The following is a 19,831-nucleotide window of genomic DNA, read 5'->3' on the forward strand; positions in this document are numbered from 1 at the left end:
GCGAGGGGAGCGGGAGTGGGCACGGTGCCGCAGGACGGCGGATCGGGACAATCGCCGCGCGGCCGGCGTCTGGCCGCAATCGGTGTTCACGCCTTCACAGCATCGGGGGCTGTCCTCGGGCTTCTTGCCCTGCAGGCCGCCGCGGAACGCCGCTGGACGGCCATGTTCCTCTTTCTCGGGATTGCACTGGTCGTCGATGGCATCGACGGCACCATGGCGCGGGCGGTGCGCGTTGACGAGGTGCTGCCGCGGTTTTCCGGCGAGGTGCTCGACCTCATCGTCGATTTCCTGACCTATGTGATCGTGCCCGCCTATGCCCTGATGGCGGCGGGCCTCCTGCCCCAGGCGCTGGCATGGCCGCTTGTTGCCGCCATTCTGATCTCCTCGGCCTTCTATTTCGCCGACGGTCTGATGAAAACCAGCGAAGGCGGCTTCCGCGGCTTTCCCGCCGTGTGGAACGTCGCGGCCTTCCTCATCTTCGTCTTCGATGCCGGTCAGGCCCTCAATGCGGCCGTGGTGATGACGCTGGTGGCGGCAACATTTGCGCCCTTCGTGATGGTCCATCCGTTCAGGGTCAGGCGGTTCCGGCTGGTCACGCTGGCCGTGCTCGCCGTGTGGGGCGGAGCGGCCGGAGCGGCCTTGGCGGCCGATCTCCGGCCGGGAGCCGCGGTCCTGGCTGTGCTCGCCGCAGCGAGCCTCTATTTCCTCACCATTGGCCTGGCCTTCGGCCGTGCGCGACCAATGACCTGACGGATCAGCCGCCGAGCCCGAGACGGGCATCTGCCGTCGTCAACGCGCTGTCCACCGTTGGCGACATGATCACGCGCGGTTCCTTCAGCCCGAAATGAGCGAGAACCTGCGCGACCTCGGCGCGGGCGCCCGATACGATCACGGTCGTGCCGTTGCCCTCCAGCTTGTGGATGAAGGATTCCAGCGTATAGGCACCGGTCGTGTCGAGGAACGGCACGGCCGTCAGGTCGAGGATGAACACGTGGGGCGGATCCCCGATCCGGTCGAACACGGCTCCCACCGTGGCGGCCGCTCCGAAGAAGAAGGCGCCGTTCAGTCGGTAGACCGCGACCTCCCGATCTGCCGCCCGGGAGGCATCGTAGGCAACCGCGCTGTCTCGGGAATCGGCAAGGTCGGCTTCTATCATCCGACGGCCGCCCTGAACCTCCACCGCCTCGGCCATGCGGTGCATGAACAGGAGCGCGCCGAGCACGATGCCGACCCCGATGCCCACCGTCAGATCGACAAAGACGGTCAGCAGGAAGCTCGACATGAGCACCATGGCATCGCCGCGCGATGCCCGGAGCAGCACGATGAACTCGCGCTTCTCCGCCATGTTCCACGCAACGATGGCGAGCACGGCGGCAAGGACGGCCAGAGGCACGAATCCCATCAGATTGCCGGCAAGGGTCAGGAATACCAGCAGGAAGACCGCATGCAGGATTCCGGCAACGGGGCTGCGCGCCCCGGCCCTGACATTGGTCGCCGTACGGGCGATGGTGCCGGTCACGGGCAGGCCGCCGAGCAGGGCGGAGGCCATGTTGGCGATGCCCTGGGCGACGAGTTCGCAATTCGACCGGTGGCGCCGGCCCGTCATGCCGTCGGCGACCACTGCCGAGAGCAGCGATTCGATCCCGCCCAGCATCGCGATGGCGATGGCCGGCACGATCAGTTCGCGCATGCGGGCGATGGACAGGCCGGGCAGACCCTGGAAGCTGATCCCGGTGGGCAGGGTTCCGAATCGCGACCCGATGGTCTCGACAGGCAGTGCGAAGATGGCAACCGCGAGGGCGCCGCCCGCCACTGCAAACAGAAACCCCGGAAGCCGCGGGCGCCATCGCCTGAGCACCACGATCCCGACCACGGCGACAAGGCTGACGCCTAGCGCCACGGCATTGACGGTCGGCAGCGCAGCCCAGAGGACCGGCAGCTTCTCCAGAACCTCGGCAGGGTCGTGTCCCTCGATCCTCAGACCGAGGAGATCGCGGATCTGACTGATGAAGATGATGACCGCGATGCCGGCCGTGAACCCGACCGTGACGGGGTAGGGGATATATTTGATGTAGGTTCCAAGCTGCAGCAGCCCGACCGCCACGAGCATGGCCCCGGCCATGAAGGTGGCGATGACGAGGCCGTCATAGCCATGGGTCGCTATGGTTGTCGCGATGAGGGGGATGAAAGCTCCCGCCGGGCCGCCGACCTGAAAGCGTGAACCGCCGAGGGCCGAGATCAGGAAGCCGCCGACGATCGCGGCGATCAGCCCCTTGTCGGGCGAGGCGCCCGAGGCGATGGCAATCGCCATGGACAGCGGCAGCGCAACGATGGCGACCGTCAGGCCGGCAACGGCATCGGCCTTCAGGTCCTTTGGCCCGTAGCCTTCCCGCAACACCGTCACGAGCTTGGGAGTGAACAGGTCGCGGAACGACGGCGGCGCGAACGTCAGGACAGTCATTGTGCTTCGGAGGATTCGACGCCGGGGAACCTGAAGACCCTAGCGGCGCGATACCACAGCGCGCCACGGGACAATTACGGAGACGGGCTGCCATGCAGGTTTCCTGTCAGCCTGTTCGGGCGTCAGGACGCGCCGCACAAAAAGACTTTGCCAGCGACAGGCGTTGCGGCACGTTTGGCATCGGAGGACCTCATGCCCGGAAACGTCACCACCCACGTTCTCGATACCGCCCTCGGCCGGCCGGCGGCCGGCATCGGTTATCGGCTCTACCGGATTGATGGCGAAGCCCGCACCCCCGTCGCCGAAGGCGTCACAAATGCCGATGGGCGGGCCCCCGCACCGATCCTGACGCCGCAGACTATCCGGCCGGGTCCCTATGTGCTGGTCTATGATGTCGCGGCCTACCACCGCGGAACGGGCCTGACCCTGACCGATCCGCCCTTCCTCGACCAGGTCGAGCTGCGGTTCAACATTTCGGCGACCGACCAGCACTATCATGTGCCGCTCCTGCTCTCGCCCTTTGGCTACACGACCTATCGGGGATCATGACCGAGCTGCGTTCATCTCTGCGTTTCCGGCACAGGGGCGAGACGGTCCAGATCGACCGTTTCGATCCCATGATGACCGTGCTCGACTGGCTGCGGCTGGACCGGCGCCTGACAGGCACCAAGGAGGGCTGCGGCGAGGGGGATTGCGGGGCCTGCACCGTGGCGCTCGGCCGCGTGAAGGGTGGTCGTCTCGTCTACGAGCCGGTCAATGCCTGCATCCTGCTGCTGGGCCAGATCGACGGCGCGGAACTGGTAACCGTGGAGGACCTTTCGGCTGAAGGGGGACTGCATCCGGTGCAGCAGGCGCTGGTGAAGCACCACGGATCGCAATGCGGCTTCTGCACGCCCGGCTTCGTGATGAGCCTGTTCACGCTCTACCAGGATGGCGCGGCGCGGGACGGCAACCGCGATGCGGTGCTGACGCGCCTTGCCGGCAACCTCTGCCGCTGCACGGGCTACCGGCCGATCGTCGACGCGGGGCTGGAGGCCTGCGCAGGGGCGGCCGCGGACCGGTTTGCCGCCGGGTCGGCAGCGACCATTGCCGGCCTTGCCGCGCTTGATGACCGTGCCGACCTGTTGGTCGGCGACGAGGCATCTTTCTTCGCGGCTCCGGCCAGCCTCGACAGCCTCTGCCGGCTCGCGGCGCAGCACCCCGATGCCACGCTGCTGGGCGGGGCGACCGATGTCGGCCTGTGGATCACCAAGCAGTTGCGTGACCTGCCGAAGATCATCCACACCGGCCGTGTTGCCGAACTGAAGCAGCTGGATCTGGCGCCCCATGGCCTGACCATCGGCGCCGCCGTCACCTATGCCGAAGCGGAAGGCGCGCTGTCGGTCCTGGACCCGGATATCGCGATCTGGGCGAAACGGCTCGGCTCGGCACAGGTGCGCGCCACCGGCACGATCGGCGGCAACATCGCCAACGGCTCGCCCATCGGGGACAGTCCGCCCCTTCTGATCGCGCTCGGCGCCCGCCTTCATCTCCGGCACGGAGAGGCTGTGCGCGACCTGCCGCTGGAGGATTTCTTCCAGGCCTATGGGCGGCAGGACCGGGCGCCGGGCGAAGTCGTGACCCATGTCACCGTGCCGAGACCCCCGCCGGACACGCATCTGCGCGTCTTCAAACTGTCGAAACGCATCGACCAGGATATTTCGGCCGTTCTGTGCGCCATGGCCATCAGGCTCGACGGCAGGCGCATCGCGTCGGCCCGCGTTGCCTTCGGCGGGATGGCCGGCATCCCGAAACGGGTGGCGACCGTCGAGACGGCGCTTGCCGGCCTTGCCATCGACGACGGGGAGGCCAATGCCATTGCCGCCGCACGCCTGTCGGAGGACCTGACCCCGCTCGGCGATCATCGCGCTTCGGCGCGCTACCGGCTCGAGGCGTCGGTGGGCCTTATCCGAAAAGGTCTGGCCGAGATCGCCACAGGCAGCCGCCTGGCCACGCGGATCGCTCCTCTGAGGGAGGGCACCCATGCGGCATGAACCACCGCCTCTGAAGGAGGCCGGCCGGCATGTCCACCGGCCGCTCGCCCACGATGCCGCCGAGCGCCACGTCACCGGATCGGCTCCCTATATCGACGACATTCTTGAGCCGGAGGGCACCCTGCACGTCGTGCCGGGAGGCGCGCCGGCAGCGTGTGGTGTCATCACGGCTGTCGATCTGGCCGCGGTGCGGGCCCACCCCGGTGTCGTTGCCGTGCTGACGGTGGCCGACATTCCCGGCCGCAACGATGTCAGCCCGGTGGCCGGCGATGATCCGCTGTTTGCCGCCGACCGGGTCGCGTTCCACGGCCAGCCGGTCTTTGCGGTGGTGGCCCGCACCCGCGATGCCGCCCGGCGGGCCTCCCGGCTGGCACAGGTCACGGTCGAGGTTGCGACGCCGCTGGTCAGCGTCGACGACGCGATTGCGGCGGAGGCCGACCTGATGCCGCCCTACGCGTTCCGGCGGGGCGATCCGGCTAACGTGCTGGCGGCTGCCGACCGGCGGATCGAGGGGAGCCTGCGCATCGGCGGCCAGGAGCATTTTTATCTCGAAGGGCAGGCGGCACTCGCCGTGCCGACCGAGGCCGGCGGCTTCACCATCCATTCCTCCACCCAGCACCCGACGGAAGTCCAGCACGTGGTCGCGCGCGTGCTCGGCCTCGCCGATGCGGCCGTGGAGGTCGAGGTGCGCCGCATGGGCGGCGGGTTCGGCGGCAAGGAGAGCCAGGCGAGCGGCTGGGCGGCCATGGCAGCGCTGGCCGCCCATGTCACCGGCAGGCCGTGCAAGGTCCGTCTCGACCGCGACGACGACTTCGTCATGACCGGCAAGCGCCACGATTTCCTGGCGACCTACCGGGCCGCATTCGACCCGGACGGGCAGGTGCAGGCCGTCGAGGTCGACCTGGCCGGGCGGTGCGGCTACAGCCACGACCTGTCCTCGTCGATCAACGACCGGACCATGTTCCATGCCGACAATGCCTATTTCTATCCGCATGTCGCGATCCGGTCGCGCCGGCTGAAGACCAACACTGTCTCCAACACCGCGTTCCGGGGCTTCGGCGGCCCGCAGGGCATGCTGTTCGCCGAGCGTCTGATGGACCAGATCGCCTGGGCGACAGGCCGCGACCCCTTGGACGTCCGCTATGCCAATCTCTACGGCACCACGGACCGCAACGTGACGCCCTACGGCATGGTTGTCGAAGACAACATTGCCGGCGAGATCATGCGCGAACTGGAGCGCTCATCGGCCTATCGCGACCGCCGGCAAGCTCTGGCGGCCTTCAATGCCGGATCCGTCGTGCTGCGCAAGGGCCTGGCTCTGACACCGGTCAAGTTCGGCATCTCCTTCACCACCACCTTCCTCAACCAGGCCGGCGCTCTGGTTCACATCTATCAGGACGGCTCGGTCCACCTGAACCACGGCGGCACGGAGATGGGGCAGGGGCTGTTCATCAAGGTGGCGCAAGTGGTGGCCGAGGAGTTCGGCATCGCCCTGGAGCGCGTGCGCATCACCGCCACCCATACCGGCAAGGTGCCGAACACCTCGCCGACTGCCGCGTCCTCCGGCACCGACATGAACGGCATGGCGGCGCGCATTGCCGCCGCCGAACTGAAGGGCCGGCTCGCCGAGTTCATCGCGCGCGACTGGCAGGTGCCGGTGGCAAGCGTGGTGTTCCGCGATGACCGCGTCTTCGCCGGCGAGCGCTCGGAAGGCTTTGCCGACGTGGTCAAGCGGGCCTATCTCGCGCGCACGCACCTGTCAGCCGCGGGCTTTTACGCCACGCCGAAGATCACCTGGGACAGGCCCAGCGGCACCGGCCGGCCATTCTTCTACTTCGCCTACGGGGCGGCCTGCGCCGAAGTCACCATCGACACACTGACGGGCGAGTCCACGATCGATCGCGTCGATATCCTGCATGATGTCGGCCGTTCGTTGAATCCGGCGGTCGATCTTGGCCAGATCGAGGGCGGGTTCGTGCAGGGCATGGGCTGGCTGACCAATGAGGAGCTCGTCTTCGACGCCGAGGGGCGGCTGAGGACGCATGCGCCCTCAACCTACAAGATCCCGACCGCGCGCGACGTGCCGGCCGATTTCCGCGTCGCCTTCTTCGATCATCCCAACCGCGAAGACACGATCTACCGCTCGAAGGCGGTCGGCGAGCCGCCGCTCATGCTGGCCAATGCCGTGTTCTGTGCCATGGCCGATGCGGTCCATTCGCTCAGGCCCGGCCGGGCCGTCGCGCTCGACGCTCCGGCGACGCCCGAGGCCATCCTGTTCGCCTGCAAGGCGCAGCAGTCCGCGGAGGACTAAGCCATGGAGGTCTGGCCGCGCATCGAGGCGATGATCGAGGCGGGCGTCGCCTGCGTGCTCGTCTCGGTGGTCGCGACCCGCGGTTCGGTGCCGCGCGAGGCCGGAGCGCGCATGATCGTCCGCCCGGATGGCGCCTTTCACGGCACGATCGGCGGCGGCGCACTGGAATGGCAGGCGCAGGCCCATGCGCAGGCGCTCCTGTCCGGCAATGAGCCGGCCCGGCTGATCGGGCAGGCTCTCGGCCCCGATCTTGGCCAGTGTTGCGGCGGCCATGTCACCTTGCTGGCCGAGCGGTTCATCGCGACCGATCTGGCAACGGTCCGGCAGCTGGCGGCGCAGGAGCGCCTGGGAGCGTTCCGGACGATGGCCGAGCTGCGGGACGGCCGCGTCGTGCGCAAGGTGCTGACCGGTGCCGCAGATGATCTGGCGGTTGGCGGACCGGTGTTTCTGGAGGCGTGGGGCGACACCCGCACGACCCTTCTGCTGTTCGGTTCAGGCCATGTCGGCCGGGCCCTGGTGCTGGCGCTGGCGCCGCTTCCCGTCCGGGTTCTCTGGTGGGACGGCCGGCAAGGGGCCTTTCCACCGGCGATTCCGGCCAGCGTATTGGTCGTGGCCGGCCACTGGCAGGCGCTGCTCGATGCGGCCCCGGAAGCCACGCAGGTCCTGGTCATGACCCATAGCCATGCCCTCGATCTTGCGATCGTTGCCGCTGCGCTGGCCGATCCGCGCGGCCTTGATGTCGGCCTGATCGGCTCGGCCTCCAAACGTGCGCGCTTTGCCGGCCGCCTGCGTGAAGCGGGCCTGCCCGACGACCGGATCGCCGCCTTGCGCTGCCCCATCGGGATCCCTGGCCTCGCCGGCAAGGAGCCTGCGGTGATTGCGGCCTCCGTGGCGGCCGAATGCTTGATCCTCGCCGGTCATCGGGCGACAACCGCAACCGTTCAGCGCCCGACGGCCCGCCGCGCCTGAGCCGACCGACAGGACCGACCATGGACTTCGCCCTCGCTGCAGACTGGCTCAACCTGCTCTCGCGCTGGTTCCACGTCACGGTGGGCATTACCTGGATCGGCACCAGCTTCTATTTCATGGCGCTGGATTATTCGCTGAAACCCAGGGCGGAGGGCGCCTCCGGCCCCGACGGCACAGCCTGGGAGGTGCATGGCGGCGGCTTTTACCGGGTCGAGAAATATCTGGTTGCTCCCGACAACCTGCCGCCGGACCTGATGTGGCACCGCTGGGCCGCCTATCTGACCTGGATGTCGGGCTTCGTGCTGCTGGCCGCGCAGTACTACCTGAATGCCCGGTCCTTCCTGATCGATCCCGCCGTTGCAGATCTCAGGCCCTGGCAGGCGATTGCGCTGTCGCTCGCCTCCATTGTCGGCGGCTGGCTCGCCTATGACCGGCTGTGCCGCTCGCCGCTCGCCGAGCGACCGGCGCTGCTGGCCGGCATTGTGTTCGCGATGGTGGTCGCCGCAGCCTGGGCCTTTTCGCAGGTCTTTTCCGGACGCGGCGCTTTCATCCACGTCGGCGTCCTGGTCGGCACGATCATGGCCGCCAACGTGTTCATGGTGATCATCCCGAACCAGCGCATCGTCGTGGCCGACCTCATTGCCGGCAGGAGACCGGATCCGAAATTCGGCAAGATCGGCAAGACGCGCTCGACCCACAACAATTACCTGACCCTGCCGGTCGTCCTGATGATGGTCTCGAACCATTATCCGATGCTCTACGCCCACCCGCATGCCTGGCTGGTCGTGGCCTTCATTCTGGTGATCGGCGCCCTGGTCCAGCACAGCATCAACCGGCACGATGCCGGCGACCCGTGGCAGCGCTACGGCTGGGCTGTGCCGCTGGCAGCTTTCGCGCTGGTCTGCGCCATCTTCGTCACCGCCCAGCGTCCAACGGTGGATGTCGGATCGGTCGGGCGCGTGGCCGATGCACGGGCGCTCGACATCGCGAACCGCCACTGTCTGTCCTGCCATGCGCGGCGGCCGGCGAACGAAAGCTTCACCGAGCCGCCGAAAGGCGTCATTCTGGAAACCGTGTCGGACCTCAGGCGCTTTTCGGCGGGGATCATGCAGCAGACGGTGCAGTCGCGGGCGATGCCACTCGGCAACCAGAGTGGAATGACCGATGGGGAGAGGGCCGAGCTCGGCGCCTTCCTGGCCGCACGATGACCGGGACCCTCGACATCGAGCGCCTCGGCCGGCGCGCCGAGGCCATGATCGAGGAACTGGCGGCGATCTCCGAGGAGCCCGACCGGCTGACGCGCCGGTTCCTCACGCCAGAGCACAAGCGCGCCGCCCATCTCGTCGCCCAGTGGATGGCCGAGGCAACGATGGTGACGAGCGAGGATGCGCTTGGAACGGTGCGCGGCCACTATGCGGCGCAAGGGGAGACCGCCGGCGCCAATGCCGTCCCGCGCCTGCTGGTCGGCTCGCATATCGACACGGTCATCAATGCCGGCAAGTATGACGGCATGCTGGGCGTGGTCGCTGGCATCCTGGCCATCGAGCATTTTCGCGACGCCGGCCGGCGCTTTCCCTTCGCCGTCGACGTGCTGGCCTTCGGTGACGAGGAGGGCAGCCGCTTTCCGACCGTGTTGTCGTCGTCCGCGGCTCTTGCCGGCACGTTCGAACCCCGCTGGCTGGACGGGACCGACCGCGACGGCATCACCCTGCGCCAGGCCATGCAGGACTACGGCCTCGATCCCGGCGCGGTGGGGACCGCGGCCATGGCCAGGGACGAGGCGCTGGCCTATGTCGAGATCCATATCGAGCAGGGGCCGGTGCTCGAACGGGCGAACCAGCCGATCGGGGTCGTGACCTCCATTGCCGGGCAATACCGAACGCGCGTGACCGTCGGCGGCATGGCCGGGCATGCCGGAACGGTGCCCATGCCGATCCGGCAGGACGCGCTCCTGGCCGCTGCCGAGATGGCGCTTGCGGCGGAGGCCATCGCCAAGGCGCGGCATGAGGCGGCGATGGTTGCGACCGTCGGGCAGATGACGATCAATCCTGGGGCCATCAACGTCATTCCGGACCGGGTCGCGTTCGTGCTCGATCTGCGCGCATCCTCCGATGCGCCGCGCATGGAGGCGCTGGTCCTGTTCCAGAAGCGGGCCGAGGCCATCGCTGCTGCCCGTGGTTGCACGGTCGCCTTCGAGACCTATCACGACTGCCCGACGGCAGGCTGTGCGCCCTGGCTGCAGGATGGGCTCGTGCAGGCCGCGACAGCGCTGGGGATCGACGCCCCGCGGCTCGTCTCGGGCGCTGGCCATGACGGCCAGTCCATGGCCCGGCTGACCGATTTCGCCATGATCTTCGTTCGCTGCAAGGGCGGGATCAGTCACAATCCGGCCGAGTTCTCCACGTCCGCCGATATGGGTGCGGCGGTCGCGACGCTGATCCGCTTCATCGAGGGGTTCGATCCGGCCAGACGGCCGGCCGGCTGACTGCGCCCGCCCTGCATCGGCGTCGCAGACGCCATGCCAGGCCTTGCGAAAGCCCCCCGCGGGCGCCTAATGAGGCCTGACCTTGCCCGCGGTGCGGGCCGCCGGAGCCACCATGGCCACGCTCATCGACACGCTCAACAGTGACAGCCGCCCGCGCCATCCCGAAAAGGCGCACAGGCCGGACAAGCCGATCCAGCGCAAGCCGGAATGGATCCGCGTGAAGGCTCCGGGTTCGCCCAAATGGGCGGAGACGCACCGGATCGTGAAGGAGAACGGGCTCGTCACCGTCTGCGAGGAGGCGGGCTGCCCCAATATCGGCGAGTGCTGGGAGAAGAAGCACGCCACCTTCATGATCATGGGCGACACCTGCACGCGCGCCTGCTCCTTCTGCAACGTGAAGACCGGCCTGCCGGGTCCGCTCGATCGCAACGAGCCGGAGCACACGGCCATCGCCGTGGCGAAGCTCGGGCTGGAACACGTCGTCATCACCTCGGTCGACCGCGACGACCTTGCCGACGGGGGCGCGCAGCATTTTGCCGATGTCATCCGCGCCATCCGCGCCCGCTCGCCGAAGACGACGATCGAGATCCTGACCCCCGATTTCCTGCGCAAGGACGGGGCGCTCGAGATCGTGGTCGCGGCCCGTCCGGATGTGTTCAACCACAACCTGGAAACGGTGCCCTCGAAATATCTCAAGGTCCGTCCCGGCGCGCGCTATTTCCACTCGATCCGCCTGCTGCAGCGGGTCAAGGAGCTGGACGCCACGATCTTCACCAAGTCGGGCATCATGGTCGGCCTTGGCGAGGAGCGGAACGAGGTGCTCCAGCTGATGGACGACCTGCGCTCCGCCGATGTCGACTTCATGACCATCGGCCAATATCTGCAGCCGACCCGCAAGCACCACGAGGTCGTGCGATTCGTTACGCCCGACGAGTTCAAGGGCTTCGAAACGATCGCCATGGCCAAGGGCTTCCTGCTGGTCTCGTCGAGCCCGCTGACGCGCTCGTCTCACCATGCGGGGGAGGATTTCGCCAGGCTGCGGGCAGCTCGTCTGGCGCGCCTCGGCCATTGAGGCTGGAACAGGTCATGCACCGCGTTCTCGTGATGGGTTGCTCGGGCTCGGGACAGACCTCCTTGACCATACGCGGGCTTCCGGGCGGCTGCGTGTCCGACCCTGGCACGGCGAAAGCGCACTGACATGCCCGTCTTCAAGACCGAGCGTCGGGTGAGCCATCGCCCCGACCAGATGTTCGACCTTGTCGCCGACGTCGAGAACTACCCCCTGTTCGTGCCGCTCTGCGAAAGCCTGAAGGTGCGACGCCGGGTGAATGCCGGCGATGATGGCGTGGAGATCCTGGTGGCCGACATGACCGTCGCCTACAGGGTCTTGCGCGAGACCTTTACCAGCCGCGTGACGCTGGACCGGTCGCGCCTGCACGTGATCGCCGAATATATCGACGGCCCGTTCTCGCGGCTGGAGAACCACTGGCGCTTTGCTCCCGACGGGGAGGGCACCCGTGTCTCCTTCTCCATCGACTACGAGTTCCGGTCGCGCGCGCTGGCTCTGGTTATGGGCGCCATCTTCGATGCGGCCTTCCGGCGTTTCGCGGAAGCCTTCGAGGCACGGGCCGACGCGATCTATGGCACCGGCACGGCGGTGGCGGCGCCCTGATCGCCGTCGATCAGGGCGTCTAGGCCGAGCCTCGGGCGAGATCCTTCAGCAGCCCGAGCGCCACCAGCACGCTTTTCCGCCGCACCTCGTCCCGCCCGATCGCGCCGAACCGGTGCTCGACCGCCAGACCCACGCCATCCGGCCCCGCAGCCGCGAAATGGACGAGACCGACCGGCTTGCCCGGTGTCGCACCGCCGGGTCCGGCAATGCCGGTGATCGAAACGGCAAGACCGGCACCCGAACGGCTCCGCGCCCCGCTGGCCATGGCCTCGGCCGTCTCGCGCGATACGGCTCCATGGGCCGCGAGCACCTCCGCCGGGACGCCCAGCATCTCCTGCTTGGCCATGTTGGAATAGGTGACATACCCCCGGTCCACCACGTCGGAGGAGCCGGCGATGGCCGTCAGCGTGGCTGCGACGAGCCCGCCGGTGCAGCTCTCGGCGGTCGCAACGGTCAGGCCGCGGGCGCGGCACGCATCGAGCACGTCGTGGGCGAGGGTTTCCGTCTCGCTGTCCATGGGTTCGCTCCTGTCACTCACAAGCCGGGCAGGCGGACGGTCGCGATGGCAAGCGCCGCGAGGCCCTCGCCGCGGCCGGTGAAGCCGAGCCGCTCGCTGGTCGTCGCCTTGATAGCGACGCGGTCGGGCGCGATGGCGAGGATCTCTGCGATCCGCGCCCGCATCGCCTCCCGGTGCGGCCCGACCTTCGGCCGCTCGCAGACAACCGTCACGTCGAGATGAGCGATCCGTCCGCCTCGCCCGGCGACGAGCGCCGCGGCATGGGCGAGAAACCGGTCGGACGAAGCGCCCTTCCACTGCGGGTCCGAGGGCGGGAAATGGCTGCCGATGTCGCCATCGGCGAGCGCGCCGAGGATGGCATCGGTCGCAGCGTGCAGGACGACGTCGCCATCGGAATGGGCGAGCACGCCGGCTTCGTGAGGGATGCGGATCCCGCCGAGCCAGACATGGTCGCCCGGCCCGAACGCGTGGACGTCATACCCCTGGCCGGTTCGGATGTCGTCCTGCGGCGGGGAAAGGCGGCGTTCGGCCAGGGCAAAATCCTCCGGATGGGTCAGTTTCATATTTCCGGGGTCGCCCGTGAAGACCATCACAGCATGTCCGGCCGCCTCCATCACGGCCGCATCGTCGGTGAGGCCCGCTCCCGCCTGCTTCCGATGAGCCGCCAGGAGAAGGTCGAACCGGAAGGCCTGCGGCGTCTGCACGGCCCGCAGAAGATCGCGGGACGGGGTCTCGCAGACGGCACCGGCTGGATCGACCCGCTTGATGGTGTCGGTGACCGGAACGCCCGGAACGGCCGCCACGGCTCCTTCCAGGGTCACGGCAGCAATGGCCCGGTCGATCAGCGCGCCATCGACGAAGGGCCGGGCGCCATCATGGATCAGCACCATCTCCGGAGGTTCGGCCGCCAGTTGCTCCAGACCCAGCCTGACCGAATCCTGGCGCGCGGCTCCGCCAGCGACCGGTTGCGCGAGCTTTTCGAGCCCCTTCACCGCCATATCGTAGTGCGCCCGATCGGAGGGGTCGATCACCACCTGGATCACGTCGACCGCCGGATGGGTCGCAAAGGTCGCCAGAGCGTGGGCCAGGACCGGTCGGCCGGCGAGGTCGCGATACTGCTTCGGAACCTCGCCTCCGGCCCGCAGGCCGCGCCCGGCGGCAACGACCAGAACCGCCACGACGGGCCTTGCCGCATGCAATGTCGCGCTGGCACTCACGTCTTGATCTCCGCCATCCCGTCGCCGGCGATCTCTTGCCTATGCGTGTGCAACTGCGCTCTTGTGCGGCAGTGCAAAAAATGTCTAATGTGTAGGCACATTGAACGACGCTCACGAAATAGGCACTTGAATGGCTCACTCTTCGGCTTCGACGCCCCTGGGCGTTCCGTTGTCGATCGGCCATTTCGGTATAGCAGGTCCCGTCGCCCTGGCACCGATGTCCGGTATCACCGATGCGCCTTTCCGGCGAATGGTGGCGCGGTTCGGTGCGGGATGGACCGTATCCGAGATGGTCCCCGGGGACGGCCTTGCGGCTGGCGAGGACGAGGCACGCCTGCGCGCCGAGGGTCACGGCCTGGGGCTTCACGTTGTCCAGATCGCCGGATGCGATCCGCACTGGATGGGCGAGGGGGCTCGCGTGGCAGCGGGTGCGGGCGCCGACATCATCGACATCAACATGGGCTGCCCCGCCAAGCGCGTCACGGGCGGCTATGCCGGCTCGGCGCTGATGCGCGATCTGGATCACGCCGAGCGGCTGATCGCGGCGACCGTGGCGGCGGTCGATGTCCCGGTCACGGTGAAGATGCGGCTCGGCTGGGACGACGCCACGATCAATGCGCCGGATCTTGCCCGCCGCGCCGAGCGGCTGGGTGTCCGGCTTGTCACGGTTCATGGCCGCACCCGCCAGCAGTTTTACAAGGGCACGGCGGACTGGAGCCGCATCGCGGATGTGCGTCAGGCCGTATCGATCCCCGTGGTCGCCAACGGCGACATCGATTCGCCCGAGGCAGCGGCGGGAGCGCTTGCAGCATCGGGCGCCGACGCGGTCATGATCGGCCGTGGAGCGCAGGGACGGCCGTGGATCCTGGCACAGGTTGCTGCAGCACTTGCCGGCGAGCCGGTTCCAGCCGACCCGGGCCTCTCCGCGCAGCTGGAGCTGGCCACCGAATTGTATGAGGCCCAACTGGCACATTATGGCCCGGCTGTCGGTGTGCGGCATGCCCGCAAGCACTTGGGATGGGCACTGGACACGGCCGCCGCGGCGACCGGCGCAGCGCCTTCGCTGCTCTCGGCCGAGCGCGCGCGGGTCCTGACGCTAGACCAGCCGCGGCAGGTGGTCCGGGCCCTTGCCGACGCCTATGGCGCCTTCGCCTGGAGGGCCGCCGCATGATGCTCGGCACATCGCGGATCGACATGCACGACACGATCCTGAATGCCCTTCCGCACCCTGTCGTGCGGGTGTCGTCGAACGGCCGGATCGTCGATGGCAATGCCGCTGCGGAGGCCTTTTTCCAGGCCTCCGTTCCCGTGCTGGCAAGGCACTCCCTCAAGGACCTCGTCCCCTTCGGAAGCCCGCTCCTCGCCCTGGTCGACCAGGTGCGCGAGCGTCTGGCGCCGGTGAACGAATACAAGGTCGATCTCGGCACACCGCGCAACGGGCATGAGCGGATCGTCGACATCTATGTCGCGCCCATGCCGGAACAGGCGGGCGACGTGGTGGTCATGCTCCAGGAGCGGACCATTGCCGACAAGATGGACCGCCAGCTGACCCATCGTGGCGCCGCCCGTTCGGTGACCGCTCTGGCGGCGATGCTGGCCCATGAGATCAAGAACCCGCTCTCCGGCATTCGCGGGGCCGCGCAGCTTCTGGAAACATCGGTCGACGACCAGGACCGCACGTTGACCCGGCTCATCTGCGACGAGGCCGACCGGATCGTGAAGCTGGTTGACCGGATGGAGGTCTTCTCGGACGAGCGCCCGGTCGAGCGCGAGCCGGTCAACATCCACGTCGTGCTGGAGCACGTGAAGAAGCTGTCGCAGTCGGGCTTCGGCCGGCATATCCGCTTCATCGAGGAGTATGACCCCTCGCTGCCGCCGGTTTACGGCAACCGCGACCAGTTAATCCAGGTGATGCTCAATCTCGTCAAGAACGCCGCCGAGGCCATCGGCGAGCGGGCGACAGACGGCGAGATCCTGCTGACCACGGCCTTCCGGCCGGGCGTGCGCCTGACCGTTCCGGGCGTTTCGAGCCGCGTCGCCCTGCCGCTCGAGGTCTGCGTGCGAGACAATGGGCCGGGCGTGCCGGACGACCTGCTGCCGCATCTGTTCGATGCGTTCGTGACCACCAAGAGTTCCGGTTCGGGCCTCGGCCTGGCGCTGGTCGCCAAGATCGTCGGGGACCATGGCGGCATCGTCGAATGCGACAGCCAGCCTCGTCGCACCACCTTCCGCATTCTTCTGCCGATGGCCCGCGTGTCCCAGGTGGACACCAATGGCCGCAAAGCGCTCTGACGAGGTGCCCATGCCGACGGGAACGATCCTGGTCGCCGACGACGACGCCGCGATCCGGACGGTGCTGAACCAGGCACTGTCACGCGCTGGCTATGACGTCCGCCTGACCGGCAATGCCACGACGCTCTGGCGCTGGGTGTCCCAGGGAGAAGGCGATCTTGTCATCACCGACGTGGTGATGCCCGACGAGAATGCCTTCGACCTGCTGCCGCGCATGAAGAAATTGCGGCCCGACCTGCCGGTTGTGGTCATGAGCGCGCAGAACACGTTCATGACGGCCATCAAGGCCTCCGAGCGCGGCGCCTACGACTACCTGCCCAAGCCCTTCGACCTGAAGGAACTGGTGTCCATTGTCGGCCGGGCGCTGGCCGAGCCGAGAGGCAAGGCCAGCGGCCGGGCAGAGCCTCCCGACGTGGATGCGATCCCGCTGGTCGGCCGTTCGCCGGCCATGCAGGACATCTACCGGATGTTGGCCCGCCTGATGCAGACCGACCTCACGGTCATGATCGTCGGCGAGAGCGGAACGGGCAAGGAACTGGTGGCGCGCGCGCTGCACGACTACGGCAAGCGGCGCAGCGGGCCATTCGTGGCCATCAACATGGCCGCAATCCCCCGAGACCTCATCGAGAGCGAACTGTTCGGCCACGAGAAGGGTGCCTTTACCGGCGCCCAGTCGCGAAACCCCGGCAGGTTCGAGCAGGCCGAGGGCGGCACGCTGTTCCTGGACGAGATCGGCGACATGCCCATGGAGGCGCAGACGCGTCTCCTGCGCGTGCTCCAGCAGGGCGAATACACCACGGTCGGTGGCCGCACGCCGATCAAGACCGATGTCAGGATCGTCGCCGCCACCAACAAGGACCTGCGCCAGCTGATCCAGCAGGGCCTGTTCCGCGAGGATCTGTTCTTCCGTCTCAACGTCGTGCCGATCCGCCTGCCGCCGCTGCGCGAAAGGCTGGACGACGTCGCCGATCTGGTCCGCCACTTCTTCGCACTGGCTGAACGCGAGGGTCTGCCGGCCAAGCAGGTGGACGGGGCCGCCATGGAGAAGCTGCGCCGCTACCGCTGGCCCGGCAACATCCGTGAGTTGGAGAACCTCGTCCGCCGGCTGGCCGCGCTTTACCCGCAGGAAATCATCACCGCGCCGATCATCGACAATGAGCTGGCGACGCCCGAGCCCGGGCCGGCCCGCGAACCCGCCCGCGAGGACGAGACCTTGATGGCATCCGTCGAGCGCCATATGGGACATTATTTCAAGGGCTTCGGAGACGATCTTCCACCACCCGGCCTGTATCATCGGATTCTGCGGGAGATCGAGATTCCGCTGATCTCTGCAGCGCTGGCCGCCACACGCGGCAACCAGATCAAGGCCGCCGACCTGCTGGGTGTGAACCGGAACACCCTTCGGAAGAAGGTCCGCGACCTCGACATCCAGGTGATCCGCACCTCGCGCTGACCCCGGGGTGCTGCGCAACGATCCTGCCTCATTCGGGCCGCACTCGTGCCTCACCTCGCGGTGACGTGAGGAGAGCCTGCGTGCCTCTTCGGTCACAGGTGTTGTAGGAAGGTCTCACGAATCCGATAGGGTCCGGTGCGGGCTTCCGGCCCGGCGGTCAGGAGAATGGCGATCGGATGACGGCTTCGGCAGCCCCTCAGGTCAAGCTTCCGGTGTCGGAGGCCCCGGCCATCGTGCCGCGGCTGCGCTCGCGCCGCCTTGGCCCCCTGATGGTGGCCGTGGCGCTGTGCTGCGGCCTTTTCACATTCCTGCTCGTCTCGGGACTGTCGCCGATCGTGCCGACCCACGAGGTCGTGCTCGCCGTCCTGATCGCCGACGGCATCATCGTTGCCGCGCTGATCCTGATGATCCTTCGCGAGATTCTGGTGCTGCGCCGCGCGCGCAGGTCCGGTCAGGCCGCTTCGCGGCTTCATGAACGGGTCGTGCGCCTGTTCGCCATCGTGGCGGCGATTCCCGTCGCCGTCGTCGCAGTGGCGGCCTCGGTCGCGCTCGACCGCGGCATGGAGAGCATCTTCTCGGGCTCCGTCAAACACGCGGTGGATGCCTCGGCCGAGGTCGCCAATGCCTATGTGCGCGAGCAGGTGGAAGCCGTTCGCGCCGAGGCGGCGGCGCTGACCCAGGATGTCGAGCGCATCCGCGCCCTCGACCAGCGTCAGGTGGATTTTCAGCGGTTCCTGATCGCGCAGTCGATGGTGCGCGGCTTCGTCGTCATCCGCATCCTGCGCATGGACGGCACGGTTGTCGCCAATGCCGATACCCCCGTCCAGGCCGAGTTCAGCCTGCCGGCCTCGGTGCTTGCCGAGGTCAGCCGCACCGACGACATCATCGTCAACCTCTCGGCCCGCGACGACCGCGACTTCATCGAGGCCGTTCTGAAGCTCAAGCGCGGGGGCGACGAGGTCCTCTACATCGTCAGGCAGATCAACCCCCAGATCGGCCAGCACCTCAGGGCCACGCAGCTCGGCCTGTTCGAGTATCAGCAGATCCAGGCCCGGCGGGCCGGATTGCAGCTCGCCTTCGCGCTGATGTTCGCCCTCATCGCCTTCCTGGTCACGCTGTCAGCGGTCTATCTGGGCCTGAGCTTCGCCAACCGGCTGGTGCAGCCGATCCGCCGCCTGATCGGCGCGGCAAGGCAGGTGGCCTCGGGCGATCTCAATGTCGAGGTTCATATCCGCAAATCGGAGGGTGACCTCGCCAATCTCGGCGACACCTTCAACATGATGACTTCGCAGCTGCGCCAGCAGCGCGAGGACCTCATCAGTGCCCGCGACCAGATCGACAGCCGCCGCCGCTTCACCGAAGCGGTTCTGGCCGGCGTGACCGCCGGTGTGATCGGCCTCGACGAGAATGGTCGCGTGCGTCTGCTCAACCGCTTCGCCGTCGAGACCCTGGGTGTCGCCGAGACCGAACTGATGGGTTCGCCGCTTGGCGAGATGGTGCCCGAACTGGCGGGGCTCATCGCGCGGGCCGAGCGCGGTGCGCCGATCGTCCAGGGCCAGGTCCTGCTGACCCGCGGCGGGCGCGAGCGCACCCTGGTGGTGCGCGTGGCCCTGGAGGCGGACGAAGAGGGCTCGCACGGCGCCGTTGTCACGATCGATGACGTGACCGAACTGGTGGTTGCGCAGCGCACGTCGGCCTGGGCCGACATTGCCCGCCGCATCGCCCACGAGATCAAGAACCCGCTGACGCCGATCCAGCTTTCGGCCGAGAGGCTCAAGCGCCGCTACGGCAGGGTCATCACCGAGGACCGGGAGGTCTTTGACCAGTGCACCGACACGATCATCCGGCAGGTCGGCGATATCGGGCGCATGGTCGATGAGTTCTCGTCGTTTGCCCGCATGCCGAAGCCCGTCTTCGAGACCGAGGACGTGGCCGACACGGTCCGCCAGGTCGTGTTCATGATGAAGATCGGCTATCCCGAGATCGAGATCGAGGCGGACATTCCCGATGGCGCGATCCCCGCCTCGTTCGATCGCCGCCTGATCAGCCAGGCGCTGACCAATATCGTCAAGAACGCCACGGAGGCCGTCGCTGCGGTTCCGGAAGCCGAGCGCGGCCAGGGCCGGATCCGTGTGACGCTCGATGCGCGAGCGCCGTTTTTCGCCATCGATGTGGTCGATAACGGGGTCGGGCTGCCCAAGGAAAACCGTCATCGGCTGCTTGAACCTTACGTAACGACACGCGAGAAGGGCACCGGTCTCGGCCTCGCCATCGTCGGCAAGATTCTCGAAGAGCATGGCGGCGGGCTGGGACTTTTCGACGCCCCGCCCGACAGAGAGGGGCGTCAGCGCGGGGCGCATATCCGGCTGAGCTTCAAGGACCAGACGCTGGCTGCGGCTTCGGCCGCGGCCGAGTGATACA

Annotated in this window: 15 protein-coding genes and 1 pseudogene; 13 read left to right on the top strand and 3 right to left on the bottom strand. The window is 67.7% G+C overall.

Translation table 11 applies throughout. The features are described from left to right. The first annotated feature begins 15 nt into the window (after positions 1 to 15). Positions 16 to 750 (top strand): CDP-alcohol phosphatidyltransferase family protein, encoded by a 735-nt coding sequence (locus tag ACTIFS_RS14810; RefSeq protein WP_439574888.1) that lies wholly within the window; start codon positions 16 to 18, stop codon positions 748 to 750. 4 nt (positions 751 to 754) lie between these two features. Here the strand turns inward: ACTIFS_RS14810 and ACTIFS_RS14815 are convergent, their stop codons facing one another. Then, positions 755 to 2,461 (bottom strand): SulP family inorganic anion transporter, encoded by a 1,707-nt coding sequence (locus tag ACTIFS_RS14815; protein ID WP_439574889.1) that lies wholly within the window; start codon positions 2,459 to 2,461, stop codon positions 755 to 757. A gap of 192 nt (positions 2,462 to 2,653) precedes the next feature. On the opposite strand from ACTIFS_RS14815, the gene uraH reads away from it, so the two are divergent. The 8 genes from uraH to ACTIFS_RS14855 all read left to right on the top strand — a co-directional run bounded on the left by uraH (position 2,654) and on the right by ACTIFS_RS14855 (position 11,931). Beyond that, positions 2,654 to 3,010, top strand: coding sequence for a hydroxyisourate hydrolase (gene uraH, locus ACTIFS_RS14820; protein WP_439574890.1), 357 nt, complete (start codon positions 2,654 to 2,656; stop codon positions 3,008 to 3,010). Beyond that, positions 3,007 to 4,494, top strand: coding sequence for a xanthine dehydrogenase small subunit (gene xdhA, locus ACTIFS_RS14825; RefSeq protein ID WP_439574891.1), 1,488 nt, complete (start codon positions 3,007 to 3,009; stop codon positions 4,492 to 4,494). The genes uraH and xdhA overlap by 4 nt, the downstream gene beginning before the upstream one ends. Next, positions 4,484 to 6,805 carry a xanthine dehydrogenase molybdopterin binding subunit gene (gene xdhB, locus ACTIFS_RS14830; protein WP_439574892.1) on the top strand — a complete coding sequence of 774 codons (2,322 nt, stop codon included), beginning with the start codon at positions 4,484 to 4,486 and terminating at the stop codon, positions 6,803 to 6,805. Before xdhA ends, xdhB begins: the two co-directional genes overlap by 11 nt. Before the next feature lie 3 nt (positions 6,806 to 6,808). Continuing rightward, positions 6,809 to 7,774, top strand: a complete 966-nt coding sequence (gene xdhC / locus ACTIFS_RS14835; protein ID WP_439574893.1) for a xanthine dehydrogenase accessory protein XdhC — start codon at positions 6,809 to 6,811, stop codon at positions 7,772 to 7,774. A gap of 20 nt (positions 7,775 to 7,794) precedes the next feature. Further along, the gene (locus ACTIFS_RS14840; RefSeq protein ID WP_439574894.1) at positions 7,795 to 8,982 is read left to right on the top strand and encodes a urate hydroxylase PuuD; all 1,188 of its coding nucleotides are present in this window, start codon (positions 7,795 to 7,797) and stop codon (positions 8,980 to 8,982) included. Continuing rightward, positions 8,979 to 10,259 carry an allantoate amidohydrolase gene (locus ACTIFS_RS14845; RefSeq protein ID WP_439574895.1) on the top strand — a complete coding sequence of 427 codons (1,281 nt, stop codon included), beginning with the start codon at positions 8,979 to 8,981 and terminating at the stop codon, positions 10,257 to 10,259. The genes ACTIFS_RS14840 and ACTIFS_RS14845 overlap by 4 nt, the downstream gene beginning before the upstream one ends. Positions 10,260 to 10,371: 112 nt before the next feature. Further along, positions 10,372 to 11,331: a lipoyl synthase gene (lipA, locus tag ACTIFS_RS14850; protein WP_439574896.1), complete on the top strand. Its 960-nt coding sequence runs from the start codon at positions 10,372 to 10,374 to the stop codon at positions 11,329 to 11,331. A gap of 126 nt (positions 11,332 to 11,457) precedes the next feature. Further along, on the top strand, positions 11,458 to 11,931 hold the full coding sequence (locus ACTIFS_RS14855; RefSeq protein WP_439574897.1) for a type II toxin-antitoxin system RatA family toxin: 474 nt from the start codon (positions 11,458 to 11,460) through the stop codon (positions 11,929 to 11,931). Positions 11,932 to 11,959: 28 nt separating this feature from the next. Here ACTIFS_RS14855 and ACTIFS_RS14860 read toward each other — a convergent pair. Further along, positions 11,960 to 12,448: pseudogene (locus ACTIFS_RS14860) on the bottom strand (CinA family protein); the annotation flags it as partial. Positions 12,449 to 12,465: 17 nt separating this feature from the next. Beyond that, positions 12,466 to 13,665 (bottom strand): bifunctional 2-C-methyl-D-erythritol 4-phosphate cytidylyltransferase/2-C-methyl-D-erythritol 2,4-cyclodiphosphate synthase, encoded by a 1,200-nt coding sequence (locus ACTIFS_RS14865; RefSeq protein WP_439574898.1) that lies wholly within the window; start codon positions 13,663 to 13,665, stop codon positions 12,466 to 12,468. Between the two features lie 169 nt (positions 13,666 to 13,834). Between ACTIFS_RS14865 and dusB the strand changes: the two genes are divergently transcribed. From dusB to ACTIFS_RS14885, 4 genes are all read left to right on the top strand, one after another. Next, complete coding sequence (gene dusB / locus ACTIFS_RS14870) at positions 13,835 to 14,836, top strand: tRNA dihydrouridine synthase DusB (RefSeq protein WP_439574899.1); 1,002 nt, start codon at positions 13,835 to 13,837, stop codon at positions 14,834 to 14,836. Continuing rightward, positions 14,833 to 15,957 (top strand): two-component system sensor histidine kinase NtrB, encoded by a 1,125-nt coding sequence (locus ACTIFS_RS14875; RefSeq protein WP_439574900.1) that lies wholly within the window; start codon positions 14,833 to 14,835, stop codon positions 15,955 to 15,957. The genes dusB and ACTIFS_RS14875 overlap by 4 nt, the downstream gene beginning before the upstream one ends. Positions 15,958 to 15,967: 10 nt before the next feature. Further along, positions 15,968 to 17,410, top strand: coding sequence for a nitrogen regulation protein NR(I) (gene ntrC / locus ACTIFS_RS14880; protein WP_439574901.1), 1,443 nt, complete (start codon positions 15,968 to 15,970; stop codon positions 17,408 to 17,410). 176 nt (positions 17,411 to 17,586) lie between these two features. Beyond that, the gene (locus tag ACTIFS_RS14885) at positions 17,587 to 19,827 is read left to right on the top strand and encodes an ATP-binding protein (RefSeq protein WP_439574902.1); all 2,241 of its coding nucleotides are present in this window, start codon (positions 17,587 to 17,589) and stop codon (positions 19,825 to 19,827) included. Positions 19,828 to 19,831: the final 4 nt, after the last annotated feature.

It is taken from the genome of Phreatobacter sp. (assembly GCF_051860605.1).
Taxonomy (GTDB): Bacteria; Pseudomonadota; Alphaproteobacteria; order Rhizobiales; family Phreatobacteraceae; genus Phreatobacter.

Bases quoted from the DNA above. Each gene is read 5' to 3' on its own strand.
- xdhC (WP_439574893.1), top strand. From the start codon at position 6,809: ATGGAGGTCTGGCCGCGCATCGAGGCGATGATCGAGGCGGGCGTCGCC.
- ntrC (WP_439574901.1), top strand. From the start codon at position 15,968: ATGCCGACGGGAACGATCCTGGTCGCCGACGACGACGCCGCGATCCGG.
- ACTIFS_RS14875 (WP_439574900.1), top strand. From the start codon at position 14,833: ATGATGCTCGGCACATCGCGGATCGACATGCACGACACGATCCTGAAT.
- xdhA (WP_439574891.1), top strand. From the start codon at position 3,007: ATGACCGAGCTGCGTTCATCTCTGCGTTTCCGGCACAGGGGCGAGACG.
- ACTIFS_RS14855 (WP_439574897.1), top strand. From the start codon at position 11,458: ATGCCCGTCTTCAAGACCGAGCGTCGGGTGAGCCATCGCCCCGACCAG.
- ACTIFS_RS14840 (WP_439574894.1), top strand. From the start codon at position 7,795: ATGGACTTCGCCCTCGCTGCAGACTGGCTCAACCTGCTCTCGCGCTGG.
- ACTIFS_RS14885 (WP_439574902.1), top strand. From the start codon at position 17,587: ATGACGGCTTCGGCAGCCCCTCAGGTCAAGCTTCCGGTGTCGGAGGCC.
- ACTIFS_RS14815 (WP_439574889.1), bottom strand. From the start codon at position 2,461: ATGACTGTCCTGACGTTCGCGCCGCCGTCGTTCCGCGACCTGTTCACT.
- lipA (WP_439574896.1), top strand. From the start codon at position 10,372: ATGGCCACGCTCATCGACACGCTCAACAGTGACAGCCGCCCGCGCCAT.
- ACTIFS_RS14845 (WP_439574895.1), top strand. From the start codon at position 8,979: ATGACCGGGACCCTCGACATCGAGCGCCTCGGCCGGCGCGCCGAGGCC.
- uraH (WP_439574890.1), top strand. From the start codon at position 2,654: ATGCCCGGAAACGTCACCACCCACGTTCTCGATACCGCCCTCGGCCGG.
- xdhB (WP_439574892.1), top strand. From the start codon at position 4,484: ATGCGGCATGAACCACCGCCTCTGAAGGAGGCCGGCCGGCATGTCCAC.